The organism is Sulfurirhabdus autotrophica, from assembly GCF_004346685.1.
GTDB lineage: Bacteria > Pseudomonadota > Gammaproteobacteria > Burkholderiales > SMCO01 > Sulfurirhabdus > Sulfurirhabdus autotrophica.
Genome location: NZ_SMCO01000006.1, coordinates 1 through 20154 on the forward strand (window position 1 = coordinate 1; position 20154 = coordinate 20154).

Annotated in this window: 18 protein-coding genes; 12 read left to right on the forward strand and 6 right to left on the reverse strand. The window is 43.9% G+C overall.

What is annotated here, in order from left to right; genetic code table 11:
* Window positions 1-86 precede the first annotated feature (86 nt).
* From EDC63_RS07955 to EDC63_RS07975, 5 genes are all read right to left on the reverse strand, one after another.
* On the reverse strand, window positions 87-314 hold the full coding sequence (locus tag EDC63_RS07955) for a hypothetical protein (RefSeq protein WP_124948070.1): 228 nt from the start codon (window positions 312-314) through the stop codon (window positions 87-89).
* Window positions 315-506: 192 nt separating this feature from the next.
* Window positions 507-914, reverse strand: a complete 408-nt coding sequence (locus EDC63_RS07960; RefSeq protein ID WP_124948071.1) for a hypothetical protein — start codon at window positions 912-914, stop codon at window positions 507-509.
* 126 nt (window positions 915-1040) lie between these two features.
* Entirely contained in the window at window positions 1041-7370 is a 6330-nt protein-coding gene (locus EDC63_RS07965) for a DUF4011 domain-containing protein (protein WP_165922943.1), read from the reverse strand.
* A 180-nt stretch (window positions 7371-7550) separates the two neighbouring features.
* Window positions 7551-8813 (reverse strand): hypothetical protein, encoded by a 1263-nt coding sequence (locus tag EDC63_RS07970; protein ID WP_124948073.1) that lies wholly within the window; start codon window positions 8811-8813, stop codon window positions 7551-7553.
* Between the two features lie 254 nt (window positions 8814-9067).
* Complete coding sequence (locus tag EDC63_RS07975) at window positions 9068-10171, reverse strand: DUF3466 family protein (protein WP_165922944.1); 1104 nt, start codon at window positions 10169-10171, stop codon at window positions 9068-9070.
* A 305-nt stretch (window positions 10172-10476) separates the two neighbouring features.
* On the opposite strand from EDC63_RS07975, the gene EDC63_RS07980 reads away from it, so the two are divergent.
* The 8 genes from EDC63_RS07980 to EDC63_RS08010 all read left to right on the forward strand — a co-directional run bounded on the left by EDC63_RS07980 (window position 10477) and on the right by EDC63_RS08010 (window position 14478).
* Window positions 10477-10785: a hypothetical protein gene (locus tag EDC63_RS07980; RefSeq protein ID WP_124948075.1), complete on the forward strand. Its 309-nt coding sequence runs from the start codon at window positions 10477-10479 to the stop codon at window positions 10783-10785.
* A gap of 183 nt (window positions 10786-10968) precedes the next feature.
* Window positions 10969-11385, forward strand: a complete 417-nt coding sequence (locus EDC63_RS07985) for a hypothetical protein (protein WP_124948076.1) — start codon at window positions 10969-10971, stop codon at window positions 11383-11385.
* A gap of 125 nt (window positions 11386-11510) precedes the next feature.
* Entirely contained in the window at window positions 11511-11711 is a 201-nt protein-coding gene (locus EDC63_RS07990) for a hypothetical protein (protein ID WP_124948077.1), read from the forward strand.
* Between the two features lie 97 nt (window positions 11712-11808).
* Window positions 11809-12429 carry a hypothetical protein gene (locus EDC63_RS07995; protein WP_132920910.1) on the forward strand — a complete coding sequence of 207 codons (621 nt, stop codon included), beginning with the start codon at window positions 11809-11811 and terminating at the stop codon, window positions 12427-12429.
* A gap of 382 nt (window positions 12430-12811) precedes the next feature.
* A complete protein-coding gene (locus EDC63_RS18540; protein WP_165922945.1) occupies window positions 12812-12967 on the forward strand; it encodes a hypothetical protein in 156 nt (51 codons plus the stop codon).
* 196 nt (window positions 12968-13163) lie between these two features.
* Window positions 13164-13595, forward strand: coding sequence for an antirestriction protein (locus tag EDC63_RS08000; RefSeq protein WP_124948078.1), 432 nt, complete (start codon window positions 13164-13166; stop codon window positions 13593-13595).
* A gap of 157 nt (window positions 13596-13752) precedes the next feature.
* Complete coding sequence (locus tag EDC63_RS08005; RefSeq protein ID WP_124948079.1) at window positions 13753-14061, forward strand: phage holin family protein; 309 nt, start codon at window positions 13753-13755, stop codon at window positions 14059-14061.
* A 135-nt stretch (window positions 14062-14196) separates the two neighbouring features.
* A complete protein-coding gene (locus EDC63_RS08010) occupies window positions 14197-14478 on the forward strand; it encodes a hypothetical protein (protein WP_124948080.1) in 282 nt (93 codons plus the stop codon).
* An 83-nt stretch (window positions 14479-14561) separates the two neighbouring features.
* On the opposite strand, the gene EDC63_RS08015 is transcribed toward EDC63_RS08010, so the two are convergent.
* Complete coding sequence (locus tag EDC63_RS08015; protein ID WP_124948081.1) at window positions 14562-14798, reverse strand: hypothetical protein; 237 nt, start codon at window positions 14796-14798, stop codon at window positions 14562-14564.
* A gap of 174 nt (window positions 14799-14972) precedes the next feature.
* On the opposite strand from EDC63_RS08015, the gene EDC63_RS08020 reads away from it, so the two are divergent.
* The 4 genes from EDC63_RS08020 to EDC63_RS08035 all read left to right on the forward strand — a co-directional run bounded on the left by EDC63_RS08020 (window position 14973) and on the right by EDC63_RS08035 (window position 19932).
* Entirely contained in the window at window positions 14973-15749 is a 777-nt protein-coding gene (locus EDC63_RS08020; RefSeq protein ID WP_124948082.1) for a hypothetical protein, read from the forward strand.
* A gap of 90 nt (window positions 15750-15839) precedes the next feature.
* Entirely contained in the window at window positions 15840-17039 is a 1200-nt protein-coding gene (locus EDC63_RS08025; RefSeq protein WP_124948083.1) for a hypothetical protein, read from the forward strand.
* Window positions 17036-18640, forward strand: a complete 1605-nt coding sequence (locus tag EDC63_RS08030) for a DUF3631 domain-containing protein (RefSeq protein WP_124948084.1) — start codon at window positions 17036-17038, stop codon at window positions 18638-18640. The genes EDC63_RS08025 and EDC63_RS08030 overlap by 4 nt, the downstream gene beginning before the upstream one ends.
* A gap of 110 nt (window positions 18641-18750) precedes the next feature.
* Complete coding sequence (locus EDC63_RS08035) at window positions 18751-19932, forward strand: site-specific integrase (RefSeq protein WP_124948085.1); 1182 nt, start codon at window positions 18751-18753, stop codon at window positions 19930-19932.
* The last annotated feature ends 222 nt before the right edge of the window (window positions 19933-20154 follow it).

A 20154-nucleotide genomic window follows, 5' to 3' on the forward strand; every position in this document is an offset into this window, starting at 1 on the left:
AGCTTCGCTGATTCGAGAACGGCAATAATATCTATTTTTATTAATCATCTTAGGAAGTTAGCACACTTTAAAACGTGCTTAACTTCCTAAGACCCTAAGCTATTAACCTGTGAGCGACGCTGATCAGTCGATGCTATTCGAATTTTGAATTGTATTTCATCAGTAGTATGTTTTTTTGATTTTGGCTCCTGTTCTTGAATACACAGTTCTCTGAGCTTTTGAGGAGTCTCGAATGAAATGATGGAATTAGTCAAAGCATCATCCGCTCTTTGCCTCAATATATTCGCTTCATTTTTTTCTTCATCATTGCTCATGATGGACTTCCCCATAATATCGTAGCCATGTAGCAACCTCTGAATCTGCTTTTACCGGTTTCTAAACTCTGTGGTACTTCAAAGCAATATTGTGCGCTAATTTACGGCATTAATTAAATAACCTGTGATGCTGCTTAAACATAACTAAGTTTGGACCATGCGACTATTCAATTTGATAGATAGGCTGAAACTTTAGTTTTGAGCTTCAGCTGTTACCCAATATTCAAGTGCACAGTTTTTATTGTATGGAATAAGAGCTGTATCCTGAAGTACTGCTGTGCGGTACATATTCTCTTTTGCCATAGCAGCAACCGTCATTTGATAACCAGTTCCGGATATGCCTGAAAAATAAATACGCATAAGAATAGAACTTTGTGCCGCGTATTGGCTTTGACCTTGCCACTGCGTTCCAAGAACATTCATGCCTAGAAAGCGCGCTGACTTGTGGTAGCACTTAAGTGTTTCTCTTGCGAAATCAGCAGCACTGCTTTGCATTTGTTCCACCTTTATTTCCCCAGGCGTAGAAAAATTCTTTAAAGTGTCACTTGTTACTTGTGGATTCTTTAATGCAAGAGTCAATATCATTGTTATTGGATCCATATTCATCCTTATTTTTTTTGGGGCTATGCATTCAGAAAAACCACTATCCGATAGTATTTCAAGTATGTCTCCCTGTTCCGTTATTGGGGGGGGATATTCTAATTTTCCCGATATAAATGACATCAATTAGGTGGCAATTTCTATCTGGCGCTGTATTTTGATAACGCGAACCTTGTGACCTGCATTTCCAACCATCTCCTCTTCACCAACAGGTAAGTCGAGAAGAGCTTTTGCAAGAGCGGTCTCTTGATTAACGAGATGCAGCTTCGGGTTGCTTTCAGTATCAACAATCATCACAGTATGTCGCTCATCCGGCTTATCAACCAAGCAGTAGGTCACCAGGTCACCGACTTCAACACAAAGCTCGTCTCCGTATATAGGTGAGGAAACATTTGAAGATAAATCAACTTGGTTTTCCTTGCCAACTTCCTCACCCTCTGATTCAGCCCCAATACCTTCATAATCGTATTCGGGTGCAGGCTCCACTTGAGCAATTTTTCTTCGCTGCTCCAGAAAAGATAACAGCCTGTCTATTTCATTCCTAGCATTGTAGAACCAGTCTGTCGACCAAATTCTCCAAATACGATTCTCCCAGCCCAAAGATTCAAGGATTGACTGTCTAATCCTGTCACGATCTCTCGCTGAATTACTGGAGTGGTAGGTAGCCCCATCGCATTCCACTGCCGCAAGAAACTCACCTGGACGGTCCGGATTCCTAACTGCCAAATCAATAAAAAATCCTGCAACGCCCAGTTGCGGAACAACTTCGTACCCGTGATTTCTCAGTAAGTTGCCGACCGAAACTTCAAAGTCACTATCTGGGTCACGTCCAGTGAAATTAGTTGTCGTCAGAACACCACGACTGGCAAAATCCAGATAGTCCTTTAATGCCCTTGTACCAGCCGGTGTTTTCTCATCTGTCACGATGTCATCCGACTGCATTGAGGTGAAGAGTTCAACTTTTCTACGGGCGCGAGTAAAAAGAACATTCAATCGCCTCCACCCACCTTGGCGACTAATTGGCCCAAAATTCTGGCGGGGTTTCTCGGTACCTGGAGCTTTACCAAAAGTCGTCGAAATAAAGATTACGTCTCGCTCATCACCTTGAACATTCTCAAGGTTCTTAACAAAGAACGGCCAGCCATCTGCTTCCCATTTGGATATAAACTCATCAGCTTCATCGATATTGCGAAGACTTTTTTCAAGTAGGTCTTCAATGAGGTCCCGTTGTGTCTGATTGAGTGTAACAACACCCAAAGATTCTTCGGGATATTTCATCATATGCTCTAATACAGCAGCGACGACCCGTTGTGCTTCCGGCAAGTTTTGACGGTCTTTATAAATACCATCTTTTACATATCGATATCTGACACCTAATCGATTATTACGGCTATAGGGAGAGGGGAATACAACCAACCTACTTTCATAAAAATGATAGTTCGAGAACGCAATCAGGGATTCATGTTGAGAGCGGTAATGCCATCTCAAACTTCGAACTGGATGGAACAACTGCTGACAAATATCCAGAATACTTTCGGAACCAGACAAAACAGCTGGAGATTCATCTTCGTCATCATCGTCACCACCATCGACCAGACGATCAAAGAAGTTCGTCGGGGGCAGTTGTTTAGGATCGCCAACAACAACAAGTTGCGTACCTCTTGTAATCGCACCGAGAGCTTCCTCTGGCCGAAGCTGCGACGCTTCATCCATAACAATAATATCAAACTCGATGGCACCGTGCGCAAGGTATTGAGCAACTGAAAGTGGGCCCATCATGAAGCAAGGCTTAAGAGCCTGTATCGCACCACCAGCCCTTCTAATAAGCTGACGTATGGGCAAGTGCCTACGTGTCTTCCCTAATTCATGGCGAATCAGTTGCATTTCTGTTTTCTGTGAGGCCGTTATACCAGAGTCTCCAGGAGGTACTTTCTTTACCCTATCAATTTCATAAGCAAAGCTTTTTCCAGTAAGACTGATGATTTCCTCATCGAGAGTTACGAACTCATTACGCATCTTTTGGTGCTTTAGGCCAGAAAATCTTTCCAGTTCCGGATGGCTGCGATAAATACTCTTGCCAATAGAGCGGTATGCCACATATTCAAAAATCTCAGCGACAGCGGCGGCGGGAAATTTCTTGGCTTCCGCTCCGTTTATGAACTCCTTCAAGCCCGAACTTTCGCAATCTTTACGCTCTTGCATGTACTTGGACCAAGGGAGAACCTCGTTTAGATTTGCGCTGGCATTCTTAAGTCTGGCCAAGAGCTTGCCAGCATACTTGGTGTTTAATTCGGAAAGATTCCAAACCTCCCATTTATAAGCACCAAAATCTCGCAATTTTTCTAGGGCTGACTCCAAAGCTTCCCTTTGAAATGCAACATTTGCCAGTAACCCTTTGGCAGATTTTAATTTAAACGGAGCTTCTTCAGAAAGCAGGAGAGACCTAATTGGCATGCCCACTAACTGACGATCCTCCATGATCTTGGAGCACCATTCTGTGGTTGCCTGCAAAGTATCCAGGTCAGTTTTCAGTCCATCGAAATGTCCCTGTAGAATTGAAATTGCATCTTCATCGTTTTCCACAGAACTAATGAATCTATCCGCGCTATCGCGTGCTTCTAATCCTTCAATGACATTTTTGGCGGTTGATCCAGGCTTGCCCGCGGAAAGCAGTGTCGAAGTGAATTGCTCAGTTAGCACGACTTTTTCCCTGATGTTAGAAATATAACTGACCCAACTATCGAAAACAGCCTGATCCGGTATGGCTGAGAATTGCTCCAAGGCATTATCCAACTTGAATTTAGCTTCAAGCAAATCTTTGGTTTCAGCTGGTTTGATCTCGTCCCCTCCACAGGCAGAAACAATTTCAGCTAAGGCCGTAGTGGCGAGAACAAATACATCCAATTGATCAAGAAAACTTCCCCAGGAATTACAAGAAACTTGGGAAATACCGGGAAGAATATGCTCGGTATGCTCTTGAATGTATGCGACGCCTTGATTAAGTGCCGTAAAATCATCCTGTGCTGAATGTAGCTCGAGCTTGGCATTTAGAACATCAACAGCTCGTCGTGGTGATATGTCTGCAGTGACAAATCGCTCGAGATAGAGAATTGCCTTACCAATACCGTTTTTGATTTGTTGTAGCTTCTGATTAAACTCACCCCATCCGGTATTATTGACTGTTGATTCTAAATACTGCCCAACAGGTCCCACTAATTCTTTAGATTCGCCTAAGATTTGAGTCAGGGCAGTCGAATAGGCATGCAATTTTTCAACTGATGAGGCAAGCTTCGAAATTTTCCTTTCGTCAAAGGTAGATAGGTCAATAGTTTCACTCAGAGTGGTATGGTGAAGCAGCTCAGAGTTACTAGTAGAGTACCACTCCTGCAAGCGCCTGATTTTTGAAAAATCAGTATCGATGCCCCTAAACAGAGAACCAAATGAAGTCTTGTATTCCTCATTGTTGATAAATGCTGCAAGATGCTCCATCCAACTGATGAGATCTGAAATTTGTTCCGCATACCCAGCTGCTTTTAACTTCTGCTTATTTTTTGCCATACCAGAGAATAGCTTCTTGGCACGATGCCAATCTCCATTCAAAAAATTAAAGAAATTATCGCCCCGCCTAAATACTCTTAGGGCATTTTTTAGCTCTTCGGCAGTAGGTAGTGAGTCAAGATAGAACTTCGAATCGAGTTCGCTACGCATTTTCTCTTCGTGGATAAATGCGTTTTCTGAAGCTTCAATCAGCTCGAGTGCACGAGGGTGCCCAAAGGAGGAACTTCTATAATCGAGCAAATCTGTCGGCGCTCGGTTGAAAATGTTGCTCAACACTTCCAAATTTTCCAGCCCTTTTACGGAACCGTCAAAAACAATTCCACCTTGCTGTGCGATTTCGTTTACTTCGTCGAGTAGTTGCGTGGATTTTTGTAAGACTATGACCAACTTTGCATGTCGCAGACTCAATTCCTGCAAAGATTGTTCTGGCAGCAATAAGTCATTCGATTGACTTGCCCTGGCAATTTTCCCAATAGGCATGTCGAATAGCAAATACTCAGCAGTTTTTCTGGCGTTCGCGATAATTTCAGCGTCAACAGTCGTACCTTTCACAACCCCAGTAACACCATCTGGTTGTCCTAACAAGGAAACTGCAGATGGAGATCCATCAAACTCAATTCCACGGATTTTGGCAATATCTCTTACGCGGCCATAAGAAACACGTAGTCGTAAAACCTCTGAAGCAAGTACTTCAGCTCCAACTTTCAATGCATTGAGCGGCTGACCAAGTAGCTTCAGCGGCGCTGCTTCTTCGAGTCTACGATTCAAATTTTCTAGCATTGATACCCTTGCCTGAAAATATTGGCAGGGAGTGGAAGTAGCAGTTTTTTCCAATTCACTAAGAGCAATTTCAGCTGCTGAGATGCATTCCTTGATGGATTCAAGAGGCGAGGTGAAAAAAGCAGGCTTCAGCTCGGACGAACAACGCCTTGCCATCGGTGCAACTTGTGTAAGCGTTACATTGTTATCCGGCAAAAGTAATGAACAAGCTTTATCGTCAAGAATTTGTGCCTGCCTTAACTTTCCGAAGGCAGCCTCAAGCGTTCTAATGGGGTAATCAACACGCACTTCTGCGGCTAGCATCTTAGGAAGAAGCAAACTATCCAGATTTTCCGGAGGATCAGGCAAGAGGCGAATAGCTTTCTCTAAACTGAGAACTGTAGCAATTTCCGGCTCTTCAATAACACCCAGAAATTCAAAACAATTAACGACAGAATCAAATAGATCCTTTGCGATTTCAATTGCATTAGAGACTATTGTGTCGATAGCCTCCTCATCTCCTGGAATCAACGGACGCGGAAAAAATCCCCACCATGGATGACTTGTATCGTATGTACCGATAGCTAAATACATTTGCCCGAAAGCATCCAACTTGGATCGTCTCGACTCAATATCAGCGTAATTCCAGGACTCAACATTGGGTAACTCAATAGATTGGACTGATTGGGCCAAGTCGCCAATTTGTTGCCTTAGCCTTTCAGTCTTCCAGAAAATGTCGTAGACGGTGAGTTCAAGCTCATTACCAACTTTACTCCCCATGATGGTGGCGTAGCGGTTGAGTTCCTTCTTTCTTAGCTTAAGAGAGTCAATCTTGCTTTCAAGTTGATGTGGCGCATGAAACCTCTCTTGAATACGAGCTTCAATATCCTCTAACAGTTTCTTTTTCTGTGTCTTGTGACTGTGAAGTTCAAGGCAAAAATGACCAAGACTGGCTTTATTGAGCCGATACCTGACCACCTCAAGAGCAGCTAGTTTGTCTGATACAAACAAAACTTTTTTACCAGCTTTAAGTCCTGCAGCAATGATGTTGGTAATTGTTTGGGACTTGCCTGTGCCAGGAGGCCCATTAATAACCATATTCTTACCATTGAGTACGTCAATAATCGCGCTATGTTGAGAAGAATCCGCATCGTAAATCAGCGGAGTTTCTCCCATTGGATGACTATCAATGTCGTAATCAACGGGGAATAGTGCACCACCGTCCCCTGAGCCACCAGAAAATATCTGATTGAGGAGTGGGTGCTCAAGCAATCCTGGCCATTTTTCCGGGTCTAGGCCCTCCCATAGAGCTAGTTTTCCGAAAGATAGGAAACCCAAAGTGAGTTGGTGCCGGACTCTCCAGCGCTTCTGATTTTTAAACGCCTCTGCCAATTTATCAAAATAGGTTCCCGGCTCGTCATCCTCATCAAATGTCGGAAGTTGAAGAAGGAAATCTCGACTCAATTTTTCACGAAGAGTCTGATTCTCATGAATATCCTCATCCGAGTAATGGATGTTATATTGATAGGTTCTGGTTTTGTTGTCAGTTCCAGCACGCTCAAGTCTTATCGGCACGGATAGCAGCGGTGCTAACAACGGTTTATTAGAAGCGGGGTTTTCGTAGAATTCCAGGAATCCAAACACTAGATACAACATGTTGGTTCCGGTTTCTTCAATGACTGTACGAGCCTCAGAGGCAAGTTTGCGGCAAAGTTTATCCAACTCAGCAGGATAGTTTAGGGCCTGCAATTTCGGTGTGTGCTTATTAGCAGTCTCTCCGCATGCCAATGGAGAAAACTCAACGTCAGTATCAATCCCTTGGCTTTGTGCGTAAGTTTTTACATCTGGACGTCTTAGCTCATACGAGTCCGGAGGCGGATCAGAAACATAGATAATTTGTATGGATTTGCCATCAACTAGGCGATTGAACACCAGATTAAGATTTGGTTTATCAACAAACTGTATTGACCTACCTTTAGGGTGGCGGTAATTCAGTAGCCTATTTCTGGCTGAGAGGTCTAATAGGCGTGTTCTTAGCTTTTGCAGAGCCTGCTCAAGTGATAGTTTTCCTGAAAACAACTCGTTTACAGTACCTTCAACATTTTCCGCCTTGTACTGGTCTTGATTTTGATGTGCCACGATTTCCCCTGTGAAACGCAACATATGGCCGGTTATTTATTTCAGGCCAATAAATTAGTTCGTAATTCTCGCTAAACGGCATGAGCTAATTCAAACAGTACATATGCGAAACTTAATTACATGTTGCTTACGTTTCTTTCTAGTGATTTGTTTTCCTAGATATAGGAGTAAAGCCGACTCTTAGTTCAAGTCCCTTGTTTTAGCTAATAAAGGTATATCGGCGATTTTTCTAGCTATAATATCAATTAAATCTTGCCGCAGTTTTTCAACACCGCCATTATTCTGATTACTTCCAGAACACTTTGCCCTAACATCGTCATTAGCATAAAATTTTGCGCCTTGGACGCCGCCGAAAACATTCTGTACACGCATATTGCTACAAGAGTGATAGGTATTAGATAGCTTGTCTCGAATAAGCTCATCCGCCAGAACACCTCCTTTACGCGAAGCTTTTATTGCATACCCATATTCTAGGTTTGCGCCACCAGAAGTATAGTCATACAGATATGAAGCATTTCGTGGCATCAAAAGTGCAGCTTTAAGCAAATCAACTTCAGTATCTGAAACCGTAACAGTTTGCGTTCTCTCCGGGATTGCTCGTTCATCATGACGTAACTTCTCGACAACCACATCCACAGTATCTGAATCCAACTCCGGAACAATTATAAAGTTATTAGATAAACCTTTGAGCTTAGCTGCGATATCTTCCTGCAACAATCTATCCTGTGGTTGACAATGAAGTTTAATCTTTAGAGACAAGTTAGCTAACCTTTCTTGTGTAAAAGCCGGGAATATTCGGGAAAACTCATCAGTCAATTCACTTCGTTTAATGTTTAGCTGAGGTAGCGCATTAAAAACTTCTGTAAACTGCGACGAATTGCGCCCCTTTGATTCAACGAACTTTAATAATGCGTTAACCTGTCTGGGCACTCGTTTTGTGTCTTTTAAAATATTAAGTGTACGATGAAATATTAAGTCCTCTCCTTCAGTTGAGGAAAGCGAGGTGAATTTTGAATAGTCATCGCCGAGCATCCAGTCCAATGAATTGGTGACGTTGCTTTTCGAAATGCTTGCATTAAGCTCAGATACAATCGCATTGGACGAAGATGACCTCCAAATACCAGCATCCGATATTTCTCGAGTAGTATTTAGAACATCAAATGCTTCATATTTTGATGTCAGTGCACGTGCTCTATTAAGTAGCGAGTCCTCAAGTTGTTTGACATATATAGGATTTTTTGCCAAAAAGCTTTTAATTTGTGCTTTCCCGGATGGTTGAGCCAATGCAGAAGTCATGTTCAAACAGGCATCCAGTGGATTCCCACTTTTATATTGTTGTTCGATCTTATCTGCATAGTACATAGCCTGATCGTCAGGTGATTTAGGGAATGTTGCACATCCTGCTAGAGTCGATATCAATAACGCAAGAAACCAATTTTTCATTCGATCTTCCCTTAATTTTTTATTTATATTTAAGAACAATTCAGAACATGCAATAACGCATATCAACTATCGCCGACACTTTCACTATTTTTCCGATTATTCACCGTTCGCCTATCAGATGTTTTCCTACGATCGGAAAAAATCAAACCACCCATTACACCCCTTGCAAGCCATGGTGGCTTATTACCAAAAGGAAGTCCCGTTCGACGTTCCTTATTAAGTCTTATATCCATTACCTATATCCACTTATCTTATTATTTTCTAGTTTCCAAGCGTGTTGTACATTTTCTTACGAACCCAGCCATACCTAATAGACCAGAACCGAACAACCACGCAGCGGCAGGCACCGGAACGGCAGTCGGTGTCATGAGATAAGCGTGGCTCTGACCATTAATCGTCCCCATACCAACAATCTGGCCTAGGTCGTTGATGCCATTGGCTTCTAACAATGTCCAACCTGAACCCTGGTTCAGCAAGCTATTAAGGTCGCTCATCGCACCATTGCTGTAAAGGAAGGCGGTTCGAGCGGAATTGCCTACAGTGTCGGATTCACCCACCACCTGGCCATTGTTGTTGATGCTTATAGCAAAGCTGTTCGTGCCGCCCAATGTGCCAAGATTACTCATCGTACCGTTGCTGTAAAGAAAGGCATGATAAGCAGTATTATCCAAAGATTGTGCAATACCCACCACCTGACCGTTACTGTTAATACCAAAGGCTTCGCTACGCGTGCCGCCGAAGGTGCCGAGATCGCTCATTGCACCGTTGCTAAAGAGGAAAGCATGATAAGCAGTATTATCCGCAGTGAAGGCGCCGCCAACAATCTGACCGCTGTTGTTGATGCCAAAAGCGCGACTGTCGCTGCCGCCAAAAGTACCAAGATCGGTCATCACATTGTTGCTATAAAGGAAAGCGTGGGAAGTAAAACTGCAACAACTGTTGTAGACCGCAGTGTTAGCTTCACCGACCACCTGGCCATTGTTGTTGATGGAATAAGCAGCGCTGTTCGTGCCGCCCAATGTGCCAAGACTGCTCATTGTACCGTTACTGTATAGAAAGGCGGTTCGAGCGGCATTGCCTGCTGTGTAGGCTCCACCCACCACTTGACCACTTCCATTAATGCCATAGGCATCACTGTAGCCACCACCGAGGGTTCCAAGATCGCCTATCGATCCATTGCTGTAAAGGAATGCATGCGAAGCGTAATTGTGACCTACCACTTGGCCATTTTGGTTGATGCCAGAAGCCCAACTGAGAGTGCCATCGCCAATGGCACCGAGATCTTTGATCGTGTAAAAATTACCGACAGCGTATGCAGGCGTATGAGTTAGACAGGCAAGAGTAGCGACCAGAGCCATGATCGAGGTGATTTTGATACTCATTGTGCACCCCTCCCCGGGGCAATAATTATTATTTTTTGTATATTTCTTATTTATTTCCATTCACAAAGCAATAACTATACCGATATAAGATATATTTCTTAATCAATTGATAACAATAGAAAATATTAATAATAAATTTTAAGTAGCTAATGGCATGTAAAAAATTCCGACAAAATTGGATCAATAGTTGGCAATCTCTTAACTGCCACAACCCCATCCTTTATCTGCATTAAGTTCCTCGTAGCAGCCCAAGTAACCACAACACTAAAGGGAAATACAAAATGGCAAAACAAAATGGAAAGTTTGGTAACAAAGGAATACACAATCTGCGGTCGGCTGGATGGCAAGCTGCCAAGCTCACCGGACGAGCTACAGACAAAACAGCAACAAGCCTATTCCGCTGGGTGACCACCGATCACTCAGGCATAGGCAAAGCACTGCAGAACATGCCCTCAATGGGATTTTTCAATACCCTCCGGTACATCCTCATGAAATCCCTGATCGCCTTGACCTGTGCCGTTTTAACGGGAGTATTGGTATTTCTACTTATAGCTTATGGAATACCGTACCTTATTATGGGGCACTTTTAATAACCGCCCTGCCCCTGCCTCCCCCTACCACCTCATTTACCCCCATAAATCCCCCTTAGCTGTTTCACCCGTAATCATCCTCACCCATTAGTAACTAGCCTCACTCGAAATCTGCAACATCCTGTGCCTGCCAATCTTTTGATGCGTTGGCATTTTTTTTCGTCCATTAAAAAGGAGATATCTATGATTGTCCTACGCGGTCCCACTTTAGCAAGCAACATTCCCGATCCTGAAATTCGTAGTCTGGTCGAGCGACGCTTTACCGAAATCTGTGCAGGCGAAGAATATAACTACGATCTGCATGGATACATGATCGTTGTCGAACCTGGCGACAGTGTGGAATCGCTGGAGAAGGAAAGCAGTTGTCCTATCCTGAGTGACCTCTTCGATGATACCTGCTTCGGAGGCCCTGATTTCTCGCCTTCCTATGAAGCTCTGGAGGAACACTCAGGGTGCTACGAAATGGTCTTCATTCTGAATGATGACGGATTCGGTATCGATATCTTCATTCCCAAAACATCGGGAATCGATGCTGATCTACTGGCGATGTGTGCCATTTATGCAGTACCAGCACCTGACTTCACTGCTCAGGCAACATAGCCCCTCACCATCCACCCACTTCTTCCTAATATCTACCCAACCATCATTTCACTCCACCATCACTAGACCTATTTAAGGCTGGTTTGCGTGGTTTCCCCTTTGAAGTACCACTTCTGGAGACTGATATGAATATAACTTATCCAATCCCCCTGGATGCACTCGTTGCTGAAATGGTCACCCTGCTGGATGAAAGACAGCGTGAGGAATTTGAGGAGCGAGCCGGAATCATTGAGTACGACGCAAAGATTCCCCGCGCCCATGCCGAATGCCTTGCGCTACTGAATGTTCTTTATCGCCAGCCTGAGATTTTTACTGCGATCAAGTAACAAATGCTGTTGCGGCTTTTTAACCATCTTATATGAAACAGATGTTTGTCATTAACCCAACCACTAAACAAACCCATCACTACAAAGGAGTCCCATCATGAAAAAAGTTACAGCAATCAAGTCAGATGCTGCCATCCAAAAACCGGCAACTTCTGGAACTACAACTTCTGAAACTGTCATGCGTATCCTGAAGACTGGCACATGCCCTTCCTGCTCCGGGAAATCTAATCTGACCTACCACATCGGATGTGCAGTAAATGGTGAAAGTAATTGCACAGATGAATCCTCAATCCAGTTCCGTGTTTTTTCCAATACTGGGAATGGCTTTTTCAGTAAGGAATGGATACCGCTAGAAGTGATCCTGCAGGTGCTTTCCAAGGTACCCAGCGACAAGCCACTCATATCGTATGTTCTCTATCCGCTCTTTCGTGGCAAATCAATAAACACACCTGCCTTTCTGCTGGCTGCAATGAAACAAGAAGGATTGGTACAGCAGTCAACAGAGAAGCGTCGATGCTATGAACTCTTGGACCCAACTGAGTTTATGGCCGAAATCAGAAAGTTGATGGCGTCACCTGATACTGCTTCCAATGCTGCTGTGAAGGCCAAGGATAAACCTATGCGGAGCACAACTGGTAAAGAAGCAGTACCAACCAAGCAGGACAAGTCGGCATTACCCCCTAAAGGTAAAAAGCAGGCTGAATCTTCTCCGACGTAGTTGAAGTCCGCAGTTCTCTCAATATTCACACGCCTAACTCTAAGAAACCTAAGGAGTTTTCAGCTTCGCAATGAAGCACAGGCGCAATACCGACCTTATTCCGACCCTAATCAACCTTTTTCACTCAGTAAATGCATCTTTAGCAAATCCATTTACTTCTTTAACCAACCTGGAGCCTTGATGATCACCATTGCCATTACCTTGTTTTTTATCTCACTTATATGCCTCGCATTTGCCTCCACCCGATGGATCGGAGTTGTTAGTTTGGCATTGCTGTTCTTCTTATATCCCCTCGTATTCACGGTACTGCTTGTACTTGCAGGAATCGTTTTTTATTTCATTCACGTTCACAAAACCAAACACAACCAAAGGAGCAAACACCATGTACAACCAAAACTGCCTTCTAGCCGCGATTGATGTAGTGCTTACCTGGGATCTGCCAGATGAAGCCTTTACGGATGCAGTCAATGACCAAGTCAGGTTGATGGCTGCCATCGATCATGAAGATACCTGGGAATTCCATACTGACTTTTCTTAGTTTCATCTATCCCCTTCCCTCCCCCTAATTCCTTTTCTTAGCTTTATTTTTCCAGCTTCATGTTAATCAGGCAGACAGAACATCTATGTCATTGCAAAGGGTTGCGTTCGTCTGGAGGAAATAGGCATAGATAAAGGTTTGGGGGATTTTTACATACCTACACAACCGGTCATGCGACCATAACTGGAGTACAGAAATGATTACAACTATCACCCGCCAGCAAGTAACCAATCAACAACGCATCCACCATACCGCTGATTTATTCGGCATTCACTTCCCACTGCTACTTGAACCGCATGTGTATGCAATCACGGATAGCATAGCCCGTGAATACAACGGCGGTTACTGGGAGTTTTACACATTAAGCAACGGTGGTTTCTATATGGCTCCCGCTATAGCATCTACCACAGCAATTGACCATCAATACCATGTAGTCTGCGAGAACGGCTTTGAGGGCAGCCTATCAGCGGATGCCTTAGGTATTACTGCTTGCCTGTATACATATAGTCATATGTCGTTCAGCAACAATCAGAAGTTTGCAGCAACATGTGCCCAGCATTACCACTGGCTGCGGGAATACATGTTGGGACATCCTGAGGCTCAGCAAGTTTTGAGGGCAATCGACTGAGTCAGGGGTGGGGAGGGGGAAGCAAAAACTGAAATCCTGGATGAGGACATACAGGTTTGTTGATGCCAGTTAAAAATTTACCATATATACCGGTTAAGCGTTGACCAGGCGATAACACATTACAAGTTAGTTGTTGTTTATTGCTTTCGCTTAGTTCATGCTCAACCGTCAAATGGAAAAAAAAAAGTTCATTTTGTTGAATTTCCTCTACTGGCATCAAAATTTATCACTTTCACAGGAGAAGAAAATGAAGAACAAATTGTTTTGGCTGGCAATTGTTGCAGTTTCGATGCTTCCATTGCAGGCATTTGCGGTAAATAGTTATTACTATGTGGTTATGTCATCAACTGGTACTGCCACCTGGGGTCCGTTTCCAAGTTTGGGAGAATGCCAAGAAGCGTTGGCTAAGATGCAAGGCAAAGGACTCAGGAAGGATGCGAGCGCTTCAAGTTGTTTTGCCAAATAGAAAGCAGGATGGCGAAAGAATCAAAATGCAGCTAATCAAAGCACATGTAGCCTCGGCTCACCTTCCGCATGTTGGCTGAGCCGTTTGAAGGTTACTCTGAATGATTCGCTTTTTACTTCTACAATGGAGAAATGCATGAAACTTTTAGGTTATGTTCTACCCATAATATTACTTTCCGCTTGCGCCTCAACCTCTGGAGTCATTCCTATGGGGAGCGATACTTATATGATTTCAAGAACAAAGAAAGGATTTGAAACAGGATCAAAAGTGAAAGCTGATGCGATTAAAGAGGCTAACGAATTTTGTTCGTCAAAAGGCAAAGTAATTGAAATCGTAAAATCAACAGACAAGGATATGGTCCCATTTAGAACTGACGCACAAGCTGAAATTGAATTTAAGTGTGTTCCTGATAAATAAGTTTCAAAATGATCACCTCATGAGCACCTAATAAAGTTTTCCAAAAATTCTGTCGGGTCGCGCATCTGTTAGACCCAAGAAATTTACCGCACATCCACAACGATACGCCGAAAGCCAATAACTACGAAGTATGGCGCGTTGCAGGTAAAACGCAACACTTCCGCATCCATTTTCCACGTGGTATGCCTGTTCGGAGGCGTTTCGCAACCACATTTTATCCACATCGATTCCGCAACGCGCGAGAGCCATACCAGTACTTGAATGTTGCGTCGTTGCGGATAAAATGCCAACTTTTGGGGGCTGCTGCGCAATGAAGTCATCTCACTACTGCCAGAGTGGTGGCTGAAGCCCGTGTACCCCCAAAGCTGCAACCGTAGATAATTAACTTCGGCTTCTGGCCTTAAATCTACCTATCACCGCAAATTGGGATCTGTATAATTCCAGAGAAATTCCTTTTCTTGTTTCATAAATCAATAAGACGGAGCATAAATGTCATGATTAACCCTGATGATAAAAAGCATGACAATTATGTATCGGCACCCATCGTGCAAACAGAACATGCAGTAGCCAAAATGATAGGCTGGGAGTCTCCACTGTTGTCTTCGTCGGCGCCATCTCTAATGGAGCAACTGATGCAACATAAAGACGCAGCCATTCTAGAATTTATCCAAGCTGAATCAGTCAGGGATGCAGCTAAGAATACCGTAGAAACTGATGCCACAATAAAGGCGCTCGCTGAAAAAAAATCTGACGTACTTAAATATAAGGAACTAATCGATAAAGCTAAAACTTATTTTCGAGATATCCGTGAAGAGATCAGCAAAGGCGAAAACTCCGATATAAGAATCGATCAGGAATCTACAGATTGGACAGGTGATGAATTCCTCACACTAGCAAGTGTTGAGTGGTGGGCAAGAAATAAATATAACATTTCCATTACCTCCCCGGATTCATTGACTAGAAATTCTCCAGAGCCACAAAAGCTTCCATTAGCGACCATTGAAATTGAAATGGACATAAAGCAAAACCAGGATAAACAACCGAAATTACGGGCGCAAGAAAAAGCCATATTTGATGAAATTATAAGACTTGGATATATCCCGAAAAGCCTACCAAAAAATAAGGCAGGCAAGCCTGGCGTGAAATTTAAAGTAAGAACGTCACTAAAAGAAAATGACTTATTTACTGGCATAACAGTTTTCGATCGAGCCTGGGAAAGATTGCGTAAATTTGGTGACATAGTAGATGATGTACAAGTACCCTCCCCCTAAATAAATCATGAGGGACAGTTGCGGGGGAGGATAGTCAGCCTCCCACTATTGGCATCGTTATAACAACGGCAATGCCGATAGGAAACGACGATGCACAATAAACACCTGCAACATACCGGCGAAAGCCATTTCACTAAAGAGCCACACGGCCTAAATCAGGTCAATCCATCCCTTCAACCCCTGAAAAACCCGCTGCTAGAAGCATTCTGGCGCTCACCTGATCGAATCCACCAGATAAGTGAGATGGACAGGGATACAGGGCGGTTCAAAAACTTGCATGCCAAAGATGTAAGCACAGCGATTGCACGTGCACTGGCCATATCTGAGGTTGGTAAAGATGTATATTTTGCTTGCGCTGAATACCTGAGTGCAAATAGCCGAATGGCAGGCAATGCATCTGGTGCATGGGGATTCTGGATGGATATTGACTGCGGTGAAAATAAAGCTGCAGCCGGTAAGGGTTATCTGACGGAAGAAAAGGCACTTATAGCTGTAAATAAGTTTTGCGCAGACACGGTACTGCCCTACCCAACTCACATCGTGTCCAGTGGTGGCGGGCTACACATATATTGGGTGCTAGATAATGTGGCTGAGAGTGAAATGTGGCTGGCGTATGCGAGAAGGCTTAAGGCGATAACGAAGGCGCTAAAATTTTTAGTCGATGACTCGAGAACAGCGGATATAGCCAGCGTGCTGCGGATACCTGGCACGTTGAATTTCAAATACGATCCACCAAAACTTGTAACGCTAATTCACGCCTCAAATAAACATATAGAACAGAAAGGAATGTTCCACGCCATTGACAGCGCCTTCAAGCTTCTGTGTGGTGGGATGGATAGTCATTCCGCACAGTTTGTCTTCAAAACTGTTAATGCTGACCATACCCAATATGGCCCACCAGATCTAAAGAAATTAACATCTGCAATGAGCATACTTGACCCGGATTGTAACGATGAAACGTGGAAGCTAAGACGCCTTGCGCCTCTGGCAGGAGCGGCAAGAGCATATCCAGATTTTAGCGAGGCTTTATACATAATTGCCAAATCCTGGAGTAGCGGCAAACTTCGTGGAATTGAGTCGAAAGCATGGGTCAATCCAGGCAGTAATGGCTACACGGGCGAGGAGGTTTTTGATACCGTGTGGCAACGCTTTCTGAATTACAACTATGGCGGGATACCCGTAACCCTGGGCACGATCTACTTCGATGCTAAGGAAGCAGGGTGGGATAAAAGCATTGATTCGGCTGGGCAGTTTGAAATTATTAACAAAGAAATTGGGGAGAATGCATGATGACAAACATTCTTCCTTCATTGGTTGAAAAAATTTCGCCAATTGACATCAAGGCTGGAACGCAAGCTGTGCCCGAAACAGAAAACATTACAGGTATTACGCCAGCAGCACCCCAACAAGAGGACGATGAAGTCATTGCAAGATTGGCAACCATGAAGCCCATGGACTACGATCGCGTAAGGACAGAGCAAGCCAAGGCATTAGGGGTTCAAGTCAAAACACTAGATGGTATGGTTAAGGCGGCACGTAATGAAGAAAACGGACTCATGCTGCCATTCCTCGAAGTCGAGCCACACCCGGAACCGATAGATCCGGCGCAATTGCTAAATGATATATCAAACATCATTTGTCGTTTTATCGTGATGGATATTGAACAGGCTGACGCTGCGGCGCTTTGGGTGGCATTTACTTGGTTTATCGATGCAGCTGAAGTAGCGCCATTAGCCATAATCAATGCCCCAGAAAAGGCTTGCGGTAAGTCGCAGTTTTTGGACTTACTGGGGCGCATGGTGGCAAGACCATTATCTGCCGCAAATTCATCCACAGCATTTATGTTTCGCGCAGTGGAAATGTGGACTCCAACCATACTGATTGACGAAGCAGATACCTTCATACGAGAAAATGACGAAATCAAAGGACTCATTAATGCTGGTTACACTCGCGCGAATGCTTTTGTTGGTCGGGTAGTTGGCGATAACCACGAACCCAAACTTTTCAAGGTATGGGGTGCAAAGGCACTCGCAGGTATCTCGCTAGAAAAACACTTGCCAGATGCGACCATGAGTCGCGCTATTGTGTTTAATCTTCGACGGAAATTGCCACATGAATCGGTAGCGCGCTTGCGCCATGCAGAGTCTGACCTATTTAAGAATTATTCGTCTAAATTGGCTCGTTTTGCTGATGATTACTCGCAACAGATACGACTATCACACCCTGCCCTTCCGGATGAATTAGGCGACCGAGCCCAGGACAATTGGGAGCCTCTATTAGCAATTGCTGAATGTGCAGGTCCAGATTGGGTGCTACGTGCAACTACAGCAGCGTTAAAACTTTCCAGTACTGGTGAAGCATCAGTAAGTATTGGCAACGAATTGCTTGCCGATATCCAGTATGTATTTGAGTGCAAGCATGTCGAGAAAATAAGCACTGCGGATTTAATTGAGGCGCTTATGAAAGATGAAGAAAATTCATGGGCAACCTATAACCGGGGCAAGCCACTTACACCGCGTCAACTAGCAAAGCAACTTTCAGGGTATGGCATCAAGTCCAAAACAGTCCGCCTAGGGCCAAAAAATACACCCAAAGGTTTCGATAAAGCGCAGTTTGAAGATTCCTTTGCACGCTATCTCCTCTCCCCCACAAAATTGCCGCAACAGCGCAACGAATTGCCGGAATCCAATAACGGCGAGGCAGGGGTCGTTGCGGGTAACACACAACATTCAAGCAACGATACAGCCGGAAACGTTTTGGACTGTCCGCAACTATTCCGCAACGATTCCGCAACACCGGAAGCCATTTCAGGAATCAATTGTGGAGACGTTGCGGATAAAACGGCGAATTTAGGTGACAACACTGGGGCACCCACAGTTCCTGCCTTTTAACCTTTAACGATACAGCAAGTACAAATGATTGCGGTTCATACCCGACTGCAATCATTTCGTTCCATATAACCATTAAAAATTTAACAATTCGTTTTAAACAAGGAAATATTATGCCCATCGTAAAACTTGATTCAAATTTCATCAGTAACAATCTAAAAACCCCTGACAATGTATCTCGCATTGAGATGTGCTGTTCCGAACTGAAAGGATTTTACGTTGAAGTCCGTGCTACCAGCCAAGGCCAAGGCACGTTTTATTTACGTTCAAAAAATATCGCCGGAAAAACATGCCATCAGCATATTGGACGCACGACGGATATCAGCTTAACGGATGCACGCAAACAAGCCAAAATACTCAAGGCAGAAATTGCTCTGGGGGCTGACCCACGTGGTCAGGAAAAGGCTCGTAAAGAAATTCTGCTGTTCTCTGACTTCTTTGAAAATCACTACCTACCCTACGTAATACCACGCAAACGATCCTGGAAGCGCGATGAGGAGCTTTACAGATTGCGTATCAAGGGTGTTCTGGGAAGTAAACGACTGAATACCATTACGCGGTTGGCCATTCAAAATTTTCATTCTGCACTTAAGGCCGAAGGACTGGCAGCTGCGACCTGCAATCATCACGTTAAGCTGATCAAGCATTCACTTAATTTGGCCATAGATTGGGATATGCTGGAAATCAACCCAGCAGCGCGTATCCCGTTATTTTTTGAGGACAATAAAAAGGAAAACTATCTTGACGACGAACAATTACAAAGCTTGTTGGCTGTGTTGTATAGCGATCCGGACCACATGGCATCACGTATCGCCCTGTTTTTACTAAGCACTGGGTGCCGATTAAATGAAGCACTTTCAGCAAAATGGAGTGACGTTGACATGGTAAAGCGGATATTCATTGTGAGAGCAATCAACAGTAAAAGCAAAAGGCTCCGCTCTGTTCCGTTGAATGATAGTGCACTGGCTGTGCTATCTCAACTGGATACAGAGGAAACATTTGATTACTTGTTCATAAACCTAAAAACGGAGAAACCAATTACATCAATCAATCGAACATGGACCCGCCTTCGGAACAGAGCAGGATTGCCGCACCTTCGCATCCACGATCTGCGACATATGTATGCATCCTTCTTAGTGAACAGCGGAAGGCAAATATATGAAATAAAACAGATACTTGGACATGCAGACATAAAGACGACCGAGAGGTATGCACATCTAAGCACAAAGACGCTTCAGAATGCTGCTGACAGCGCTTCGCTCATGATAAGGAGGGGGATAAAACCTTCGGTTTAAAGGTAGTCACAACAAGTTCCGGGATGGGTGTAAGTCGGCTCACCTCGGGACTATTAAGCCACCCACATTTTCTTCATTTAACATTACCATCAGAAAGTCCTGAATTACCTATTCAAGATGCTTTTGTGGTTAATTTTGACACAAGAAAAGTAGAATTTCTCCAGGCTTTTACCGTAATTTATGTCGGTATATTTTACAATTTAATATTTCAAACAAAATCCC

What these genes read in the sequence shown, in the direction of transcription:
- EDC63_RS07995 (WP_132920910.1), top strand. Translation starts at nt 11,809, where the DNA reads ATGAAAAAAGTTACAGCAATCAAGTCAGATGCTGCCATCCAAAAACCG.
- EDC63_RS08015 (WP_124948081.1), bottom strand. Translation starts at nt 14,798, where the DNA reads ATGACTTCATTGCGCAGCAGCCCCCAAAAGTTGGCATTTTATCCGCAA.
- EDC63_RS07990 (WP_124948077.1), top strand. Translation starts at nt 11,511, where the DNA reads ATGAATATAACTTATCCAATCCCCCTGGATGCACTCGTTGCTGAAATG.
- EDC63_RS18540 (WP_165922945.1), top strand. Translation starts at nt 12,812, where the DNA reads ATGTACAACCAAAACTGCCTTCTAGCCGCGATTGATGTAGTGCTTACC.
- EDC63_RS08030 (WP_124948084.1), top strand. Translation starts at nt 17,036, where the DNA reads ATGATGACAAACATTCTTCCTTCATTGGTTGAAAAAATTTCGCCAATT.
- EDC63_RS07980 (WP_124948075.1), top strand. Translation starts at nt 10,477, where the DNA reads ATGGCAAAACAAAATGGAAAGTTTGGTAACAAAGGAATACACAATCTG.
- EDC63_RS07960 (WP_124948071.1), bottom strand. Translation starts at nt 914, where the DNA reads ATGGATCCAATAACAATGATATTGACTCTTGCATTAAAGAATCCACAA.
- EDC63_RS08025 (WP_124948083.1), top strand. Translation starts at nt 15,840, where the DNA reads ATGCACAATAAACACCTGCAACATACCGGCGAAAGCCATTTCACTAAA.
- EDC63_RS08000 (WP_124948078.1), top strand. Translation starts at nt 13,164, where the DNA reads ATGATTACAACTATCACCCGCCAGCAAGTAACCAATCAACAACGCATC.
- EDC63_RS07985 (WP_124948076.1), top strand. Translation starts at nt 10,969, where the DNA reads ATGATTGTCCTACGCGGTCCCACTTTAGCAAGCAACATTCCCGATCCT.
- EDC63_RS08005 (WP_124948079.1), top strand. Translation starts at nt 13,753, where the DNA reads ATGCTCAACCGTCAAATGGAAAAAAAAAAGTTCATTTTGTTGAATTTC.
- EDC63_RS07970 (WP_124948073.1), bottom strand. Translation starts at nt 8,813, where the DNA reads ATGAAAAATTGGTTTCTTGCGTTATTGATATCGACTCTAGCAGGATGT.
- EDC63_RS08010 (WP_124948080.1), top strand. Translation starts at nt 14,197, where the DNA reads ATGAAACTTTTAGGTTATGTTCTACCCATAATATTACTTTCCGCTTGC.
- EDC63_RS08035 (WP_124948085.1), top strand. Translation starts at nt 18,751, where the DNA reads ATGCCCATCGTAAAACTTGATTCAAATTTCATCAGTAACAATCTAAAA.
- EDC63_RS08020 (WP_124948082.1), top strand. Translation starts at nt 14,973, where the DNA reads ATGATTAACCCTGATGATAAAAAGCATGACAATTATGTATCGGCACCC.
- EDC63_RS07975 (WP_165922944.1), bottom strand. Translation starts at nt 10,171, where the DNA reads ATGGCTCTGGTCGCTACTCTTGCCTGTCTAACTCATACGCCTGCATAC.
- EDC63_RS07955 (WP_124948070.1), bottom strand. Translation starts at nt 314, where the DNA reads ATGAGCAATGATGAAGAAAAAAATGAAGCGAATATATTGAGGCAAAGA.